14 protein-coding genes are annotated in these 17,197 nt (G+C 45.5%); 7 read left to right on the top strand and 7 right to left on the bottom strand.

From position 1 onward, the window contains the following. Positions 1–48 precede the first annotated feature (48 nt). The 6 genes from S7335_RS22350 to S7335_RS22325 form a co-directional block, all read right to left on the bottom strand. A complete protein-coding gene (locus S7335_RS22350; RefSeq protein ID WP_006458165.1) occupies positions 49–1,956 on the bottom strand; it encodes an Hsp70 family protein in 1,908 nt (635 codons plus the stop codon). A 51-nt stretch (positions 1,957–2,007) separates the two neighbouring features. Then, complete coding sequence (locus S7335_RS22345) at positions 2,008–3,348, bottom strand: Hsp70 family protein (RefSeq protein WP_006458047.1); 1,341 nt, start codon at positions 3,346–3,348, stop codon at positions 2,008–2,010. A gap of 89 nt (positions 3,349–3,437) precedes the next feature. After that, positions 3,438–4,166 (bottom strand): hypothetical protein, encoded by a 729-nt coding sequence (locus S7335_RS22340; protein WP_006458246.1) that lies wholly within the window; start codon positions 4,164–4,166, stop codon positions 3,438–3,440. Positions 4,167–4,233: 67 nt separating this feature from the next. After that, on the bottom strand, positions 4,234–6,036 hold the full coding sequence (locus S7335_RS22335; protein WP_006457863.1) for an Hsp70 family protein: 1,803 nt from the start codon (positions 6,034–6,036) through the stop codon (positions 4,234–4,236). 55 nt (positions 6,037–6,091) lie between these two features. Then, on the bottom strand, positions 6,092–7,258 hold the full coding sequence (locus S7335_RS22330; protein ID WP_038019498.1) for a DUF1822 family protein: 1,167 nt from the start codon (positions 7,256–7,258) through the stop codon (positions 6,092–6,094). Continuing rightward, the gene (locus S7335_RS22325) at positions 7,248–8,477 is read right to left on the bottom strand and encodes a sigma-70 family RNA polymerase sigma factor (RefSeq protein ID WP_006458199.1); all 1,230 of its coding nucleotides are present in this window, start codon (positions 8,475–8,477) and stop codon (positions 7,248–7,250) included. Before S7335_RS22325 ends, S7335_RS22330 begins: the two co-directional genes overlap by 11 nt. A gap of 254 nt (positions 8,478–8,731) precedes the next feature. Here S7335_RS22325 and S7335_RS22320 point away from each other — a divergent pair, with 254 nt between their 5' ends. From S7335_RS22320 to S7335_RS22290, 7 genes are all read left to right on the top strand, one after another. Next, positions 8,732–9,676: a C39 family peptidase gene (locus tag S7335_RS22320; protein WP_157620645.1), complete on the top strand. Its 945-nt coding sequence runs from the start codon at positions 8,732–8,734 to the stop codon at positions 9,674–9,676. After that, positions 9,654–10,229: a hypothetical protein gene (locus S7335_RS22315; RefSeq protein WP_006458086.1), complete on the top strand. Its 576-nt coding sequence runs from the start codon at positions 9,654–9,656 to the stop codon at positions 10,227–10,229. The genes S7335_RS22320 and S7335_RS22315 overlap by 23 nt, the downstream gene beginning before the upstream one ends. Before the next feature lie 23 nt (positions 10,230–10,252). Beyond that, positions 10,253–12,304, top strand: coding sequence for a dynamin family protein (locus tag S7335_RS22310; protein WP_038019493.1), 2,052 nt, complete (start codon positions 10,253–10,255; stop codon positions 12,302–12,304). After that, positions 12,297–13,865: a dynamin family protein gene (locus S7335_RS22305; RefSeq protein ID WP_006458345.1), complete on the top strand. Its 1,569-nt coding sequence runs from the start codon at positions 12,297–12,299 to the stop codon at positions 13,863–13,865. Before S7335_RS22310 ends, S7335_RS22305 begins: the two co-directional genes overlap by 8 nt. 226 nt (positions 13,866–14,091) lie before the next feature. Beyond that, on the top strand, positions 14,092–14,592 hold the full coding sequence (gene grpE, locus S7335_RS22300) for a nucleotide exchange factor GrpE (protein WP_050766038.1): 501 nt from the start codon (positions 14,092–14,094) through the stop codon (positions 14,590–14,592). Between the two features lie 521 nt (positions 14,593–15,113). Beyond that, positions 15,114–15,725, top strand: a complete 612-nt coding sequence (locus S7335_RS22295; RefSeq protein WP_006458028.1) for a hypothetical protein — start codon at positions 15,114–15,116, stop codon at positions 15,723–15,725. 96 nt (positions 15,726–15,821) lie between these two features. After that, complete coding sequence (locus tag S7335_RS22290; RefSeq protein ID WP_006458135.1) at positions 15,822–16,571, top strand: hypothetical protein; 750 nt, start codon at positions 15,822–15,824, stop codon at positions 16,569–16,571. 253 nt (positions 16,572–16,824) lie between these two features. Here S7335_RS22290 and S7335_RS22285 read toward each other — a convergent pair whose 3' ends face one another. After that, positions 16,825–17,136, bottom strand: coding sequence for a transposase (locus S7335_RS22285; protein WP_227500096.1), 312 nt, complete (start codon positions 17,134–17,136; stop codon positions 16,825–16,827). Positions 17,137–17,197 lie beyond the last annotated feature (61 nt).

The raw sequence follows: 17,197 nt of genomic DNA, 5'->3' as shown, positions 1-17,197 counted from the left end.
GTCCCTTATCTAGCTGTTCTCTATCTAAAATATCTGCAATATTCACGGTCAGCAGCATGCTGTATTTCTTAAAACCTTCGCAATCATTTGAGCAAGAAGTTTCTTATCATCTGCCATGGTTAGATCTACTCTTGCCCCGTTTATGAAAATCTTTTCATCTGAACATTCTACTCTATGAATTTCACTATACCGAAGACATATTGGAGGATCATCATTATAGTTACTGAAGCATGCACAGTCTTCTAGAAGTAACAACCCCTCACGAGCACCACCCCAGAAAGTATCATCGTACAACAAAAGGACTTTCACACTTGTTTTTCCAATCTTATATATTCTCTTTAGCTCACTTTTGTATATATTTATAGCATTATCCAATTTTTCTTCAGGTATGTCAGGAGACAAGTAAACTCTTTCATTCTCAAATTGCCACATAAGACGCTTCAGATTTTGCCTATTCAGTTTCTTCTCAGATGACTCCTCTGCGCTAGAGACAGCATAGTACTGTGCTTTTGTTTTGTTTTGTTTTTCTTTTAACCTGTCTTGAACTTTCCTTTTGTTTTTTAATACGTATGAAAGTTTTGAATTGATCTCTAGAGCCTGATTATAACTTTCTAATGCTTCTTCCAGCATTGCTAACTTGAAGAGAACATTGCCTCGATTCGCATAGGCTTCTGCATAGCTTGGAGATAAATTTATAACCTGATTGAAATCATCAAGAGCTTGATCTAGCTTGCCCATTTTCAATAGAGCTAATCCACGATTATATTTGGCTGGATAATAATCTGGATTTAGTTCCAATGCATGATTGAATTTCAAAATTGCAGGAGAGTAATGATTTGCTTTCGCTTCTTCTATTCCCTCATTCAGATAACCCGTAACTACATCTTCTTGAGAAGTGTCATGATAGGCAGCAGCACCGTAAGATACCGCAAGTTCAGGATCAGTTACCCTTTCAACAGCACAACCAAAGGCTTTTTCTATCGATTCTTTAACATAGGGAATCCGACAGCTCCCTCCCACCATTAAGACTCGACTGATCTCCTCCCAGCTCAAGTTCGCACTTTGGACCAGTTGAGTACAGAGATCAAGAGTCCTGGTAACAAAAGGCTCGATCATGCTTTCAAACTGTTGCCGAGTTAGAGCATAGGTTTCAGACATCCCCACGGGCAACAGATCTTCATATTCAGGTACTGCGCTGAGCTGATGCTTAAAGCCCTGACACCAATCCCCTACAATCAGCTTGGTTCGAACTGCTGCGACATCCTGGTTAGTTGGCTTTAGAAGATCTTGTAGCGTGTCACTACAGCGGGAGTTTAGATCAGCGTAGATTTGGCGATCAAAGTCAATCCCACCACACTGTTCATCACCCACAGGTTGAGCTAAAACCTGAAAACTGTTGCCTTGCTTCTGAATCAGGGCAGCGTCAAAAGTGCCACCCCCCAAATCGTAGACTAGAAGAATATCGCCCTCAGTAAGCCCTCCCTGTTTATTGGCATAGTAGGTAGCGGCGGCGACTGGCTCTTCTAGTAAGGTGACCGTTTCAAAGCCTGCTTGAGCAGCCACTTGCTCCATCAATTGCCGCTTATAGGTTTGGTAGGTGGCTGGGATGGTGATGATAGCTGTCGTCAAGGAATCGCTAGCCATCTGCTCGGCCTCAGTTTTGATGGTGCGTACCAGCTCCAGAATCAATTGCTCGGGTAAAAAATCTTGTTCTCCGAGCACATAGGGAACAGTACGGCCTAAATCGCGCTTAAACTCACGGCGATAGCGGCCTGGAGCAAGTCGATACTGGTTCTCAGCAGCTTGGCCGACTACAATATTGCCCTGCTTGGTCAAAAAGGCGCTGGAGGGGAAGGAGTAGCCATGTTTCAATGGTTCTTTTACTGCTTGGAATGTGCCATCTAACATCAAGGCAGCACTGGAATAGCAGGTACCAAAATCAATCCCAAGATGCATTTTCGTATTCCTCTCTAAATGACTAAACGGTACAAACAAGCATAGAATTAGCTACTTGTTGGAAGCATATAACAGCCTTACCACAACAAAAATAATTGCTAACCATATAGGCCATTGAAAGACAAAAACACATATACCTACTACAATAATTACAACTACTAAACCAGCTAACGTGTCTTCGCTGGTTTTAGACATTTGCTGTTTTTTTGCACCATCAATCACGTTTTTCTGATTGGGTTCATTAGATAATTGAATATCAGCTGGTTGAATAGTAATAACTTCATTGTTTTCTAGTGTTCTTTCAGGTTTTCTTGTTGGACGAGAAATTTCATAAATCGCAGATCCATAGGCGACTGCCAGTTCTGGGTCGTCAACAAGTACAAGTGGGCGTTCAAAAGACTCTTCCAGAACTTTTTTGACAGCAGGAATCCGACAACTCCCCCCCACCATTAAAATCTGGTCTACTTTGTCCCAATCTAATCCAGCATTTTTAACCAGTTGGCTACTCAGCTGACAGGTTCTTTGTAAAAAGGGGGCGATCATTTCAGAAAAATCGTTTTGACTCAACTGATAAGTCTCAGACATACCTATGGGAAGTAAATCCTCATACTCACTCACTACACTGAGCTGATGCTTAAAATTTCTGCACCAATCACCCACAATCAGCTGGGCTCTGAGTGCTTCAGTATCGGAACACCGCGGATTCAGTAAGGCCTGTAATGTCTTGCTACAATTAGCTTTCAAATCTTGATAAATCTGGCGGTCGAAGTCCACTCCACCCAGTTGTTCGTCTCCAACGGGCTGGGCCAGTAAATCATACCCCTTACTATTCTTTTGAATAAGCGATGCATCAAAAGTACCCCCACCCAGGTCATAAATCAAAAGGATATTGCCCTTAGTAAGTCTCTGATTCCCTCCTTGTTTTCTAGCGTAGTAGGTAGCAGCGGCAACAGGCTCTTCTAGTAAAGCGACAGATTTAAAGCCTGCTTGAGTTGCGACTTGCTCCATCAATTCCCGTTTGTAGGATTGATAAGTGGCTGGAACAGTGATGACGGCTGTTGATAAGGGAGCGTTGACCATCTGCTCAGCCTCCGCCTTAATGGTACAGAGCAGTTCCAAAATCAATTGCTCAGGTAGAAATCCTCGCCCCCCCAGCGTATAGGGCACAGTGCATCCAAAATCCCGCTTAAATTCACGACAATAGCGGTTTGGAGCAAGCTTATACTGGTTCTCTGCAGCTTGGCCGACTACAATATTGCCCTGCTTAGTCAAAAAGGCGCTGGAAGGGAAAGAGTAGCCATGTTTCAATGGTTCTTTTACTGCTTGGAATGTGCCATCTAACATCAAGGCAGCACTGGAATAGCAGGTACCAAAATCAATCCCAAGATGCATTATCGTATTCCTATCTAATCTAAATCTACTAAACAGTTGTTTATCTCTATCCTTTCACCTTACAGCCGCTCCCACAATCTGCAACTGCCTTAAATGCCGACATCATCACTAGCTGCTGAAGCCTCCTCCTTCCAACTTTCGTACTGCCTAGCCCGTTCCTGATAACCTTTGGCTTGCTCGATGTGATGTATGCCCTGTTCAGCAGCATCAGCAGCGGCGGCAACATCTCCCGCTTCGGCATAACTTTCGGCATTGGCGGCGTAGTGCTCAGCGGCTATTTCCTCCTGGTATTGATAAGTGCGATTTTCCTGTGCCGCATCACTCCAGCGCATTTGGTCTTGCTCATTACGAATTTCACGAGTAATTTCCTGTTCATTAATGTAGGCGTTATTCTTAATCTCTAGTTGAGCGGTCTGTCGCTCTTTTTGATCCAGCTCGGCTTCCACATCAGCGATCCAAGCATCGTTTCCAGAGGTGTAGGCTGCTTCAATTTCTGCGATATCCGCATTGAGCTTGGCATTTTGCTCATGGAGCTGCGTTAGAAAGTCGGTCGTAGAGTCGCCTGTGGGTGACGGCTGGCCCTGTTCATTCCTGATAACATTCAGCTCTTGCTGAGTTTCAGCCAGAATATTCTGAGTTTCTTGCACTAGGGCATCAGTAGAGGAGCCTAGTGATGACAAGTCGTTGTCGTTGATGTCAACATCATTACCGATTGAATTATCCGAAGTCTGAAGCTCCTGAACATCATCAAATTCATGCTCATCTTCTGGACTCAAGTTATCAATGCAGTCTTCAATATCGTAGTTTTCAATATCCATAAGACACTCCTAAGCGAACAAAAAATTGGACATTAACATCATAAGAAGAATCTATATATCTTCATTTTCAGGGCGCAAAAATCCTTTGGAGTTGTTTCTTGGCAGGGCCAAACATATTTAGAAAATCAAGTTTTCCAGACAAAGTGATTAGTTTCATTGATCGCAAATCAACTATTGCTGGCAGCACGGAATAAACAGAAAATCTCCCTTTATTTCTAACCTCTACCTTTAATTGATTAAAGCTTTTAATCAGATTAGAATCTACACCTGTGAATACGGCAATCGGACAACATAATGGAGGATTTTTCCACAAAAAGTGTTCAAGATTTTTTCTAGCCTCTTCTTCAAAATATTGAATGCAGTCTTCGTAAAAGTGCATAAATTTTTGGCCTTCTTTGTTACCACTAATGTTTGACACGAAGAATACGAAATTTGTATTGGCAGTTTGGATAGGTATGTTTCCATACGCGACCAAATTGAAGCATCGATTCTCATCTAAAAAAAGCTCTTCCTGGTACTGAAGCCTTGCTAAGGCTAGTTTTTGTACTGTATTAGATATATATTGGTCAAAGTCAAGGCCAATTTGTTGTTTACTTTGTTTAATGAATTGAAATTGGCTAGAGTTGTTTTGTTTTAGGTTGATATCCTGTTTTGATGTATTGCCTTCTCTATTCAGACTCTCAATTTCCTTTTCAAAACCACCAGGTACAACAGCGGGCACAAAATACACTTGACCTGTATCGGGGGGCTGTTCGATAATATCAAATGCCAAATGTTCTTCTTTCGGTGCTTTATGCTCTGATTCTTCAAAAAGGGCAGCTCCTAAGGCAACGGCTAGCTCGGGGTCATCAACGTTTACTACGGGACGTTCAAACGTATCCTCTAACGCTGACCTAACAGCAGGCATTCGACAACTTCCCCCTACCATTAGGATTCGATCCACTTCGTCCCAATCGAAACCCGCATTCTTGACCAGTTGCCTACATAGTTCACAGGTCTTTTGAAAGAAGGGGGCAATCATTGTTGCAAAGCTATCCTGAGTAAGGTAGTAGCTCTCAGACATGCCTACCGGTAGCAAGTCTTCATAATCGCTCACTGCGCTAAGCTGGTGCTTAAACTCGCGGCACCAGTCTCCTACAATCAGCTTGGCTCTGAGTGCCTCAGTGTCCAGGCGCTGTGGATCTAGGAGTGCCTGTAGCGTATCGCCGCAGTTGGCTTGTAAGTCTTGGTAAATTTGGCGGTCGAAGTCCACTCCACCAAGCTGATCATCGCCAATGGGTTGGGCTAGCAACTCATACCTCCGCCCCTGCTTTTGAACCAGCGCCGCATCAAAGGTGCCTCCGCCTAAATCGTAGACGAGTAGAATTTCCCCTTCCTTAAGAGCTTGACTGCCATCGACGAGATGGGTGTAATAAATCGCTGCCGCAACTGGTTCCACGAGCAACCTAATGTCTGTAAAGCCCGCTGCCTCTACGGCCTGGAGCATTAAAGTTTGTTTGTGGCTCTGATAGCTGGCCGGAATCGTCACTACGGTTGAAGTGAGCTGCTGATTCACCATTAGCTCTGCTTCTTTCTTGAGGCTGCGAAGCAACTCAGAGACTAGCGCTTCCGGTAGCATTTCTTGTTCTCCCAAGTTATAGGGGTTGGAGGCTCCCAACTCCCGCTTAAACTCTCGGCGATAGTGAGATGGATTCATCTTCCGTTGATTTTCTGCAGCTTGCCCCACAACAAGCTGCCCTTGCTTGGTGACAAATACACTAGAGGGAAAAGAATAGCTCTGCTTTAGGGGTTCTTTGACAGGCTTGAGCGTCCCATCCAGAAACAGTGCTGCACTCGTGTTGCAGGTACCAAAATCAATTCCTAAATGCATTCCTAACTCTCCCTTTTGTGTCCAACTACACACAATAACTGAATCTATAGTGATGCTAAAAATACAAAACTTCCTGATCGTAGTCCTCTGGTAGGGGACTTGTTTGCCAAACCAAACCCTCCCCCGGCTCCACAATCACCTCAAGCGCTAATACTTCTGTGGGAACAGATGCCGTAGCCACATTATTCTCAAAAGGTTGCAGATCTTCCGTCAGTAAAATTAACTTTATCCCCTTAGGAATAGATCGACCTGGGCCAGTGCTTCGTAGCTCCACTCGCCAGTGATGTATTTTTGAAGGCAAAGGGAAAATCCGCAGTTCATAGGTCAACCCTGTAATGATGAGCTGCCTTGAGAGTATCTGAGCAGGAAGTTGAGGATCTTTTCCGCGCGCGCCCTCAGGCAACAACGGCAATGTAATTAGCTGCCAGCCGATATTTTGAATGGCTTCTGGAAGTTGAGTGCGTAGCCATTGAGTGATGGATCCCAAAGAGGGAACGCCCTGCCGCCGATTACTTAACTGTTGCCGCCATCCACCATGCTCAACTAACTGTCGCCATTGCTCGAAGGGCACACTTAGTCTAGGCCAAATCACTGCTGGGTTTCCCAATCGCGTAATTAGGTTTTGAGTCTGAGTTAGGGACATGGGCATCGTTGCCACCGAGGTTTTCTGCAGGCGATCACAGAACTGATGGGTCACCCACAGCGCATTGAGATCTTGGGTAAGAGCTGAAATGTCTACCTCATATTGCCGATCTTCAGGCTCATAGATGCCGTATTCTTTGACCGTTTGGTGGGCAGCAAACCCAATCACCTCTAGCCAGCCTGCATCGCAGTCAAGATTCGCTGCTAAATAGTAGTTGGCAATCCAGTTGGGGATATCTACCCATTCTTGAGCAATATACATCCTGTTCCAGTCAAGTGTATCGGACGGAACCAACACCAGACGCAGGTCGTCAATGCTAATGCAGATACCCTGCACCAGTTCGCTGAAGCTGAGGACTGACCCATGATGAGGCCAGACTTTTCCCTTCAAGTCATGCTCTTTATCCAGCCAAGGTAAGAAAACATCAAGGCACACAAGATTCAAATAGGCATTCCACCTCGCCCAAGGCGTTGCACAGGCTCGGCTTTGAGACCATGCTTGCTCTCGGATAGCGCTCTCAACCTCCAGCCAGAGGTGTTGAGGATTTGCAAGGGATGGCATTGCTAGGTCAGCTTTCATGGTTATTGACGGTTGGAATTGGTGACTCAGACGACTGATAAAAGGCGCTGAGCCACATTTCAAGATCATCACTGATAGTGTTTACTATGTCGGGCGTGATAGAAATATGCAGGTGATCTTGACTCCACTGGACTAATGCTTGAATCAACCTCTTCCTGGCTCGGCTGAGATAGCGAGAAATTTCGAACTGCTTGAGCTGACCTTGAGCTGCAATCCGTTGTTGCGTAAGCCCTTCACCGTAGTAAAGCTGGAGGAGATGTTGTCGGGTGGGAGCTAGAGTTGTGATCGCGTTTGCCAACACAGCATAAACCGCATGCTGCTGAGCCGTTCGCTGTCCTTCTGACTCCTGCTTGAGCAGGTCATCTAGCACTGAGGCTGCTTGTAACTGTGGTAAAACCTCACCTAGCTCCTGTGATTCAGGTCCCCCCAGCGCCATATGAATCGAAATCTGGGCCGGATTCAAATAGGCTCGCGCCCAGCTCGCGCAGCAGTCGAGCAAATCTTGCAACTCTAAGACTGTAGCGACTGTCCTCAGACCATAGGGTTGATTGTTCCGTTCCGTGTTGTAGAGTTTAACGATAGCGGTCCAGGTTTCAGGATCAGGTTCCTTTAAGGCGCGATTCGCCGTGGGGCGTGGTGGAATATATAAAGCGTTAAAACAGCGCCAGGCCAGCAGATATAGATTGGCTTCGGGAGCTACCAACCCAGCCTGTGCAATTGCCTCAGTGAGCTGCTTGCGGCTGATTTTCCGTAATAAAGCCCAGTTGCTACAAAAATCAATCTCTTGGCTCCGGCGGAGCTGTTCCTTGATAATTGTGCTGTAGGCTCTCGCCGCATAGGTACTCAGGTGATACCCCCGGCTAGGATCAAATCCTGCCAGTATCTGAGGGGTTTTGGCAATCGCCATCTGAAAGCAGTCAGATAAACAGAACTGTTCTCCGGGAACTTGACGTTTGAGCTGCCGAGCGACTCTATAGCAAGTTTCCTGCAGGTAAGCGGTTAAATGGCCTTCTGACCAAGAACGCGAGCCTTGTTGCCACAGTCCGTACCAAAACAAGGCCCAAAAGTGGTTAGAGGTATCTGTCTTGTCGCATTGAGCAAGCTGAACTGCCATACTCCGCTTCAACGCTGGAGCAATAAGCCAACCGTCAAAATCACCGTCCTTGAATTGAATAAAAGCGGAAAATACATCTAATAGCGCTTTCCGAGAGTGAAACATGACATCTGGCAGCTTAGCAGCAAAGAATACTGGACTATCTCTTACAGATGCACGTTAACCACCTAACAAACCAATTTATGCACTACTCCGGCTTCATGTCCACCCCTCCTGAAGCATATCGTCATAAATTGTCTGGTCGTTTGGCCCTTCGTAAACTTAGATTAAGCCAGTGTGAATTAATTTCGTCTACCTGCATAAAGAGAGGGCAGTGCGTCATATAGATTCATTAATGTTCCGTTCAGAGAGTAAGCAGAATGTTCAGCATGGACTGGCTAGATCTTGATGGAGATGGCTTGGAAGAAAGCTACGTCCAAGATATTGATACCGATGGCGATGGCATTCTAGATACCACCCTGGTGCAATCAGACATGAATGGTGATGGCGTGCTTGACGACATATTAAGCGTCAACTTGATTGACACTGATGGTGATGGTGTTGTGGATACGGGGATTGTGGCCACTCCGTTTGAAATTGGTTCTTGCGATCCAAACCCCATCGATGGAGTATTCGGCACACCTGATGAGGATATGGAGAACTGGCATCAGCAAACCCGTGATGATACCTGTGCGATCGCATCCCAAGAATTTGTGTTAGATGAGGTACTCGGGCGAGATGTGACCGAGCAAGAATTAACCGAAGTCGCCACCGCTAACGGTTGGTATACTCCAGGAGGCGGTACTCCGCTGCATGCAACTGGCAATTTGCTAGAAGCCTACGGTGTCCCCGTGACCCAGGAATTTGGCGGTTCTCTGCAGGATATTGCTGAGAAACTTGAACAGGGGCAAAAGGTCATCGTTGGCGTTGATGCCGATGAAATCTGGACCCCTGGCGAGAACGCACTAGAAGACGATGTGCTGGGTGATTACATTGCTGGCTATGGACATATCCCTGGCCAGGATGCGAACCATGCAGTGCAGGTGATCGGCATTGACGCCACAGATCCAAACAATCCAATGGTTATCCTCAATGATCCAGGTACTGCTGACGGCCAAGGCTTCAGGGTGCCTGCGGGTGAGTTTGAGAATGCTTGGGCTGATAGTCAGAAATTTATGGTCAGCACAACTGAACTCACGCCTGATACTACTAACCAGACAGAGCTGGCTGGGATGAGCGAAGTTCGTTTTAGTGCGCTTGATCGCTATGGACGCCCCTACTGGCCCAGCAGCGGTGAGTACTATGTCCCCTCCGCATACGAATGATTTTGTAGAAGAAAATGCAATGGAAAGTGAAACTGCGAAACTGATTAAATTGATTCGCGCTATGCCACTGGCCCAGCAGCTCATACCGATGGAAGCCCTAACAGGTTGGCCCATGCCTTTGCGCCGAGAAAGCAATATCTATGTCCATCTTCCTTTCGTGGGTGCCAACCAATCGCACGGAAAGCAGGGCATGGCCCTGTTTCCCCCCTTTGCTCTCATCACCGTGGACTGGTCGAATGGCTTGCCTGTGCAATACCTCAATCTTCGATTCCAGCATCCCTGGCCAGAAGGAAACTGGAACAGCCAGGCAGGAACTTTCCCCCATCCAGAGATTGCCCAGCTCCCCAAGGCCGAGTACGTCAGCAAGCGTCAAGAGCTACTGGCCATGTATGACCATCTTCTCAACTCGTTGGCGAAGCGTGAAGCCTTCAGTCTTGAGTGGAAAGCACGATTCTCCGAGTCCTTGCGTCTCTTGATGGAACCTGCTCTCGAACCCTACTACCGTGCCCTTTCACCTAAATTTTTCCAGACTTTTCTACCCCATTCATCTTAACCATAGTCTTAGAGGTCCAAATAATGGCAAACTTCCAAGCAACTAAGCAACAAACCCTTTTGCTCCTAAAGTCTGCAATTGACTTTGCAAAGGCTAGCGGCCATAAAGATGCTGTCAAACGTCTTCATGAAATCAAACAGCATTTACTGGAAGGTAAACTGCTTGTGGTTGTAGCAGGTGAAGCTAAGCAAGGCAAGTCCAGTCTAATAAATGCCTATTTACGTGAACCTGGTCTATTTCCTGTCGATGTAGACATTGCTACAAATCTCGTGTCTACGATTACCTATGGCGACTCTGAAAAAATCACAGTTGCTTTGGGAGAACAAGGAAAAGAAAAGAGGAAGGAGATCAGCCGAGCTGATATTTCAGATTATGTGACAGAACAAGGTAATCAAAAAAATAACAAACAAGCTCGTTTGCTAGAAATAGAGTCCCCCAATCCGCAGTTAAAAGAGGGACTGCTCCTTGTGGACACTCCTGGAGTCGGTAGTCTAAATGCCAAACACACAGATATTACCTATGCCTATGTCCCTAGCGCTGACTCTATTTTATTTGTGAGTGATGTCTATGCGCCCCTCTCAACGAAAGAACTCAATTTTATTCAGCAGATTAGCAAACATTGCCAGAATTTTATCTTTGTTGTCACCAAAGCTGATGCCGTCAGTAACTATAAGGAGATTATTGATAGCAATCGTGAGAAGCTAGTCAAAACTCTCCCCGATATAGGAGAATCGTTGCCAATTGTTCCGGTTTCAAGCAGCTTAAGCCTAGCCTATCTAGACACCGAGGATCCTGACGATTTGGAGGACAGTAACTTCGCAGCCTTGGAACAAGAGCTATGGCTGCTTTTGGGTCAGCAGCGGGGAAAAATTTTAATCCTTAGAGCGCTGACAGAGTTTGGAAGGTTAGTTGCTGATCTCAAGTCACCCCTACAAGCTGAATGGGAAGCTTGCCAAAACCTTAATCAGGAAGAAAAAGCAAAATTAGAGTCTAATCTGAGAGACTTATCTAAGCGATTAAAACAGCTTCAGACCGACAGTGCAGCTTGGCAATACCAGTTGAACGATGGTATTCAAGATATCAAAACAGCAATATTTAGAAAGTTTAATAGAGAGGTTGAGCAGATAAAACGCCGTTCACAGGAATATATGGAGGATAGCGAAATCCTAGATGCCCCCCCTAAGATAGCAGGACTTTTAGAAAATGACTTCGACTCTATGATGTCAATACTTACCAAAGAACTGAGTCAACGAGCTGGCACTTTGCACATTGAAATTGTTAATTCAACAGGCTTAGATATGAATCCTTTAGCGGTTGATTCGTTAGCTCGGATAAATCTCGGCGAAGGAGCTGCTCAAGTTCAAAGTTTAGAGGGTTTATCACAAGTCGAAGCAGCAGAGACTAGCTTGTGGAAAAAGAGTATTGAAGCGGCTACGCGAGGTAGATTCAAGGCCATGGGTGGAGTAGCGATTGGCTCACTTTTGGGAGGAACACTGGGAGGAATAGCAGGGCTTGTATTTGGCGGCGCGGGTGCGGTGCCTGGAGCGCAACTTGGTGCGGCCTTGGGGGCCTTCCTCGGCGGTGCAAGAGGCTTGACTGATGGTATCAGGGATGCACTTAGTCACGTTAAAGAACGAGATCACATATTAACTAAACGAGAAATCTCAAGAATCATTCATCCCTATATTGTTGACAATCATTCATCATGTAAAGCAGCGTTAGAAGATATGATCACCAACTTGAGTAAAACGATGCGGAGTAACTTACACCAGCAAATAAAACAAGAGAAAGAGATCTGTGATCGCAGCCTAAGTTCTTTTCAGAAAACCATCAAGCTTTCACAGAACCAAATGACTCATAAGATTGCCGAGTTAAAGGGCCCCTTACAGCAGCTCACAAGTTTCCAGAATGCAGCAGAGCAATTAGCCATACAGGCACTAGAAGAGCCTGAGTCTGCTACTGTCTCCACTTCTGCTCCAGCCGCATCATCTGCAGATGCCGCTTCATCAAGTGCACCAGCGACGCCTCAACCTGTTACCGCTAATGCGGATTACGGAGATTGGGCAGATGGCTGATCTACCCTTACGTGATCGCGCTCAGGCTTTATTTGACTTTATCCTAGAGAAGACCCGTGATCGCGCATCTTTGCAAGAATTGCATCAAGAGCTACTGAATTGCCAACAGCGGCTCTCGGAGCCCATGCGGGTTGCCATCGTTGGCAAAATCAAGGCTGGTAAGTCCACGATGCTCAACGCTTTACTTGGGGAAGAGATCGTCGCTACGGGGACTGTTGAAGCCACGTTCAATATCAACTGGCTCAAGTACGGTCCCCACCACACGCTCAAGGTGCATTACAAAAACGGTAAATCTGAAGATAAGTCCTTTGAAGATTTGCAAACCCTCACGCAACGTGCAGATGAGCATCAGGACTATTTGCTGAGCATCAAATACATCGAAGTTTTTTACCCCAACCCGATTCTTAAAACGTTCCACCTCATCGACACCCCTGGTCTAGATTCATTTTATAAAGATGACTCGCAAAACACCCGTGACTTTCTGAATCTACGTGGCCAAGAGCTGACCGCCTTAACCCAAGCCGAAGCCGACAAGGCCGACGCAGTTCTATATTTGTTCAGCCATAATTTTAGTGCTGGCGACCAAGCTGTCATGGAAGAGTTTCAGGGGCCATCTGTGGGACGTGCCACCCCCATTAACTCTATTGGGGTCTTAACTCGGATTGATACATACTGGCCAGAATTTTCTCCTGAAAACAGTCAACAAATTGCCACTCGCCTTTCCAATATTCCTCAGGTCCGTAGTCTACTCTACGCCATCAAGCCTGCAAGCGGCTATCTCGCACTAGGAGCGAAAACACTAAGAGACAGTGAGTTTGAGACTTTGCAAAAGCTTGCAGCACTTCCCGAAAAAAGCTTGCAGAGCTTGCTTAGGTCTAAAGCTCGGTTTGAAAATAAGGCATTTCCTGATCAACTGGAAATGCCAACTGTCTCCGAGCGTCAGAAAGTACTCCATCGCCTAGAGCGCTACGGCATTTGGCAAGCATGTCAGTTAATTCGCTCAGGAACTTACGATCTCGAATCACTAAGCCAAGAATTGATGCAAGCCAGCGGTGTCTCAGATCTATCCGAATTAATTACGTCCCATTTTGGCCATCGCGCCTATCTCATTAAACTCCGCACTGCTATTGATCGGCTACAGGCTCTCTGTTTTCAGCAAAAACAGAAGCAGTCTGGCGATGATTTACAGGTAGTGGAAGCGGTCGCCGGAAAAGTCGAAGCCCTAGAAGCCAATTCTCATGACTTTCGAGAGCTGGATGTTTTGAGGAGCTACTATGATCGCAAACTGGAATTTAGCGACTCAGAGATTCATCAACTACTGGAAGTGACTGGTGAATACGGACCAGCTTGCTTCCAGCGCCTCGGTATGAAGGAACAAGCTTCCATCGATCAACTGCTCTCTGCCGCAAAAGAACGTATGCAGAAGTGGCGATTACGGGCCGCTGTTCAAATGGGGGCATCTCGGTCAACCATTGAAGCCTCTACCGTCTTGGCTCACTCATATGAACGTATTGTCTATCACCTACAAGAAGCTCACAAACATCTCAATTTTTGGTCATAAGTTAAATCTCACTATTCCATCTATCCTTGACTAAGGAGATCCTATGCTTAAGTCGCTGCTCCGAAAATTCAGACCCAGATCTACCTATCGGGGTTTTAGACTAAAGATAACAAAACTGGCCCTCCGGGCAGAATCCCTTGCACATCAGCTCAACCACTTACCCTCCACGACCCAGAACCCAGTTGACACAGATGTAGTCGCGGTACTCAAGTCTACTTGTTTACTCATGGAACGTTTGCTTGAGGTCGGTCAGAATTCCGATACGGAGTTGGATGACGAGAATTCCTCTACCCCTAGCAGTACAGGGAATTTTATCTCTCCTTCACAAGAGAATATCAAGCTAGCTCACATGACTGAAGCGGTGGTCAAGCAAAAGTCGCCTTCAAGCATTGCTGTTACCCCTGAGTCAAAACCCTCTTCCACCGCGATGGAGCTAATCAAGCTCAGAGACTGGGTTTTGCTGGCTCAGTCTAGCTCAACATCTCTTACAACAGAGGCTCTTTCAGAAATTTACAAGAGACTTGGACATACTCTAGAACTAGAAGACATAACGCCACTAGAGATGACTGGGAAATTCAACTACGATCAACAGCAAGTTGTAGACACAAAAGTTACTCATGATCCAGAACTAGAAGAGACAATTTGTTCGACTGTTAGGCCAGGCTATCTATTTGACGGTAAACTTATTCGACCACAAGAAGTAACTGTCTACATAATGATTGACTGAAGAAAGGTTGTCTTTTGGATCCACTTCATGTCTTCATTTGCTGGGATTCACAATTTTAAAAATCTGACAACCTTTTCTATCTACAGTCGTCTATTAAAGATGCATGTACTGAAAACACCCATACGTATTCTACACAAAGGATGCTAGCTGTGTTTTGCTTTTGGCTTCGGCTTCGCAAATTACCAGTTGGCGCCGGGAACAACGGAAACTCAGCGGATAAAGTACCTGAACACCCTACTAGAGTTAGACCAGTGGTTCCTAAAGCGCCGAACTAGACTAGGTTTGAAATTTAGTTCATTTACTACCGCTAGACGAACACTCAGATCAAAGTATATGAGGTGATAAACATGATTTTCAAGGAGCAAATTAAAGGTGTTGAAGAACCTATCATAAGACATTCTTTTCATCAACATAATCTTTGGGGTAGCTACATAATCAAGAGAAGAACTTTACTGCTCTCCTCTTGATTATGTAGCTACTTTTTGCAACAGAGCCCTTTTTCTTTCATTCGTGGATCTTTCATGACTCATTCAGATATCAAGCCCCTATCAGCAGTTGTTCTTGGCGGCCTAGATGAAGCCTTTAGAACCGGAAAGTCCATCTTCGCAATACAGCTACTAGGCGCCTGTTTAATGGTACTAGCCTTTTTTTATGCAAACATAGGCACATTAATCTATATAGCTCTCTTCGGGGGCTTCGCCCTCGTAGTACTTCCTGGAATCTTTATTTACTTCAATAAATTTAATTCGCTTGCTGATGCTCAAAAATCTCTAAATCAAAACAAAGAGCTAATCGATGGCGTTCAAAAATCGGCCATAGAAATGTCCAAACTGGCTTCTGAACTACAAGTATTAGCGTTTGAGCAGGCAGACCAATTCTCATCCGTTCTCCAATTTATTCGACCAAAGCTAAGAAGTATTCCGGTCGTTGGAAAAGTTATCGAGGATGAGTTAATGAACAAAGGAGAGAAGCTTACATCAGGCATCCTTATTCACAAAGTAAAAATTCAAAAAGTAATGACCGATGTAGAACATGCATTAATCACCTCTAATCATCAGATGCTGAGCCAATCTCTGTCAGAACTAAGTAACTTGAGAGACAACATTGGAGATCTCCTCAAGAAGAAAAGCTAGCTTCTAAGGTTCCGTTAGAGAATTGAGAAGATCCTCAATACTACTTCGGTAAGATTCAGAAGATGAAGTATTCCAAGCAACTTAAGAGTAGAAAAGATGAATACAATTTATATGACCAAACGGGTTGGAAGTTTAGGGTTAGCTCTTGTCTTACTATCATTAAGCAACATAGCCTGTATTCAAGACGATTCCCCACAACCGTCTTCTCAAATTTCTCCTCAGCCGTCTTCTGTTTCACCACCATCAACGAGCAACCGTGAGCCGATAGAAGGCCAGTGGGAAATTCAAGACGTTAATGATCTTGGCTACCCTCCATTTGCGTGGGACATACAGATAGAAGGGGGCAGCCTTCAGATAACAGAGCTTGGCAGCGCAATGAATGGGGTTATTTTAGGTGATGCCTCAAATCGAAACCAAATGAACATCGTTCAGTACGCATATGACGGGGAAAATCTTCACTTTCTATCCCGCATAGATTTATTCGGGGAAGGTAGTACTATGGTGTTAAGTGACAATAGAATCAGGGTTATCGCTCCGAATAAGATGATAGGGGACATGACAATAGCGGGCCAGACAAAGAGGTATGAATTTACCAAAATCTCTGATTCAAAGTCTGGCTCTTCTGACATTCCAATAGCCAATAGGAACGATGGGTTTTCTGCTTTATCATGTTCTCAGCTTGAATCCGAGTTTCAAAAGCTTAATTCCATTAGCAACAGTGCGGCAGAACAAGCACGTAAATCGACCTCTTCTGTAGGCAGAACAGGGAACGAAACAACTGCACGACAAGCCTTTGACAAGGCGCAAGAAATTAGAATGACTATGCAACGCAAAAGTTGTTTTTGACCTGAAAGGGTGACACAACGAAATTGTCAGGAATGAGTAGCCAAATTGCGAGGTATCGCGATTAACGCGACCACACCTCCCTCTCTTTTTGTTTAAGCGGCCTGGGGTACTGCAGTTAGCTAGGCGAAACCCCTCACGGGGTATGGCCCCGACTCGTGCAAAATCCAGCCATATGCTGAAAGCGTTGTAACGACTGGGTTACAGCCTCCAAAAAATAGAGCCCTCAGAAAAGTAGTAACTAACAGACACTAAATTAGGCTGCTTGTGATGGTGGCGAGATCGGCAAATCGTAGTGCAGCGGCGGTGGCTGACGGTCGACGTCGAGATGATACTGCCCCAGCCGAATGAGATGATCCGTGCCATAGGGATTGATGCCAGCCACCGCCGCTGGATCAATGTGATGACCTTCCTGTGCCAACTCATTGAGAATACGACTCATCTCAAAGACGTTGTAGAGCACGACACAGTTGGCCACCAGATGGTTGTATTTTGGGTTTTTTGCACAACCCCTCGAAAAGGTAAAGTCCACAATAGGACGACTGAGACTCGTTATTGAAATAGCCACGTAATCTCTTTCACAGCAGTAGATTCAGGCTTTTGATTGATCGGTCGCAATGCTGTGTACC

This window comes from Synechococcus sp. PCC 7335 (assembly GCF_000155595.1).
In the GTDB taxonomy this organism is placed as follows: Bacteria; Cyanobacteriota; Cyanobacteriia; order Phormidesmidales; family Phormidesmidaceae; genus Phormidesmis.
The sequence above is the reverse complement of the archived record's forward strand: the minus strand, read 5'-3'. Positions and strand labels throughout refer to the sequence as shown.

Excerpts from the sequence above, each read along its gene's own strand:
- S7335_RS22350 (WP_006458165.1), bottom strand. The coding sequence starts at position 1,956 with ATGCATCTTGGGATTGATTTTGGTACCTGCTATTCCAGTGCTGCCTTG.
- S7335_RS22345 (WP_006458047.1), bottom strand. The coding sequence starts at position 3,348 with ATGCATCTTGGGATTGATTTTGGTACCTGCTATTCCAGTGCTGCCTTG.
- S7335_RS22340 (WP_006458246.1), bottom strand. The coding sequence starts at position 4,166 with ATGGATATTGAAAACTACGATATTGAAGACTGCATTGATAACTTGAGT.
- S7335_RS22335 (WP_006457863.1), bottom strand. The coding sequence starts at position 6,036 with ATGCATTTAGGAATTGATTTTGGTACCTGCAACACGAGTGCAGCACTG.
- S7335_RS22330 (WP_038019498.1), bottom strand. The coding sequence starts at position 7,258 with ATGAAAGCTGACCTAGCAATGCCATCCCTTGCAAATCCTCAACACCTC.
- S7335_RS22325 (WP_006458199.1), bottom strand. The coding sequence starts at position 8,477 with ATGTTTCACTCTCGGAAAGCGCTATTAGATGTATTTTCCGCTTTTATT.
- S7335_RS22320 (WP_157620645.1), top strand. The coding sequence starts at position 8,732 with ATGTTCAGCATGGACTGGCTAGATCTTGATGGAGATGGCTTGGAAGAA.
- S7335_RS22315 (WP_006458086.1), top strand. The coding sequence starts at position 9,654 with ATGTCCCCTCCGCATACGAATGATTTTGTAGAAGAAAATGCAATGGAA.
- S7335_RS22310 (WP_038019493.1), top strand. The coding sequence starts at position 10,253 with ATGGCAAACTTCCAAGCAACTAAGCAACAAACCCTTTTGCTCCTAAAG.
- S7335_RS22305 (WP_006458345.1), top strand. The coding sequence starts at position 12,297 with ATGGCTGATCTACCCTTACGTGATCGCGCTCAGGCTTTATTTGACTTT.
- grpE (WP_050766038.1), top strand. The coding sequence starts at position 14,092 with ATGGAACGTTTGCTTGAGGTCGGTCAGAATTCCGATACGGAGTTGGAT.
- S7335_RS22295 (WP_006458028.1), top strand. The coding sequence starts at position 15,114 with ATGACTCATTCAGATATCAAGCCCCTATCAGCAGTTGTTCTTGGCGGC.
- S7335_RS22290 (WP_006458135.1), top strand. The coding sequence starts at position 15,822 with ATGAATACAATTTATATGACCAAACGGGTTGGAAGTTTAGGGTTAGCT.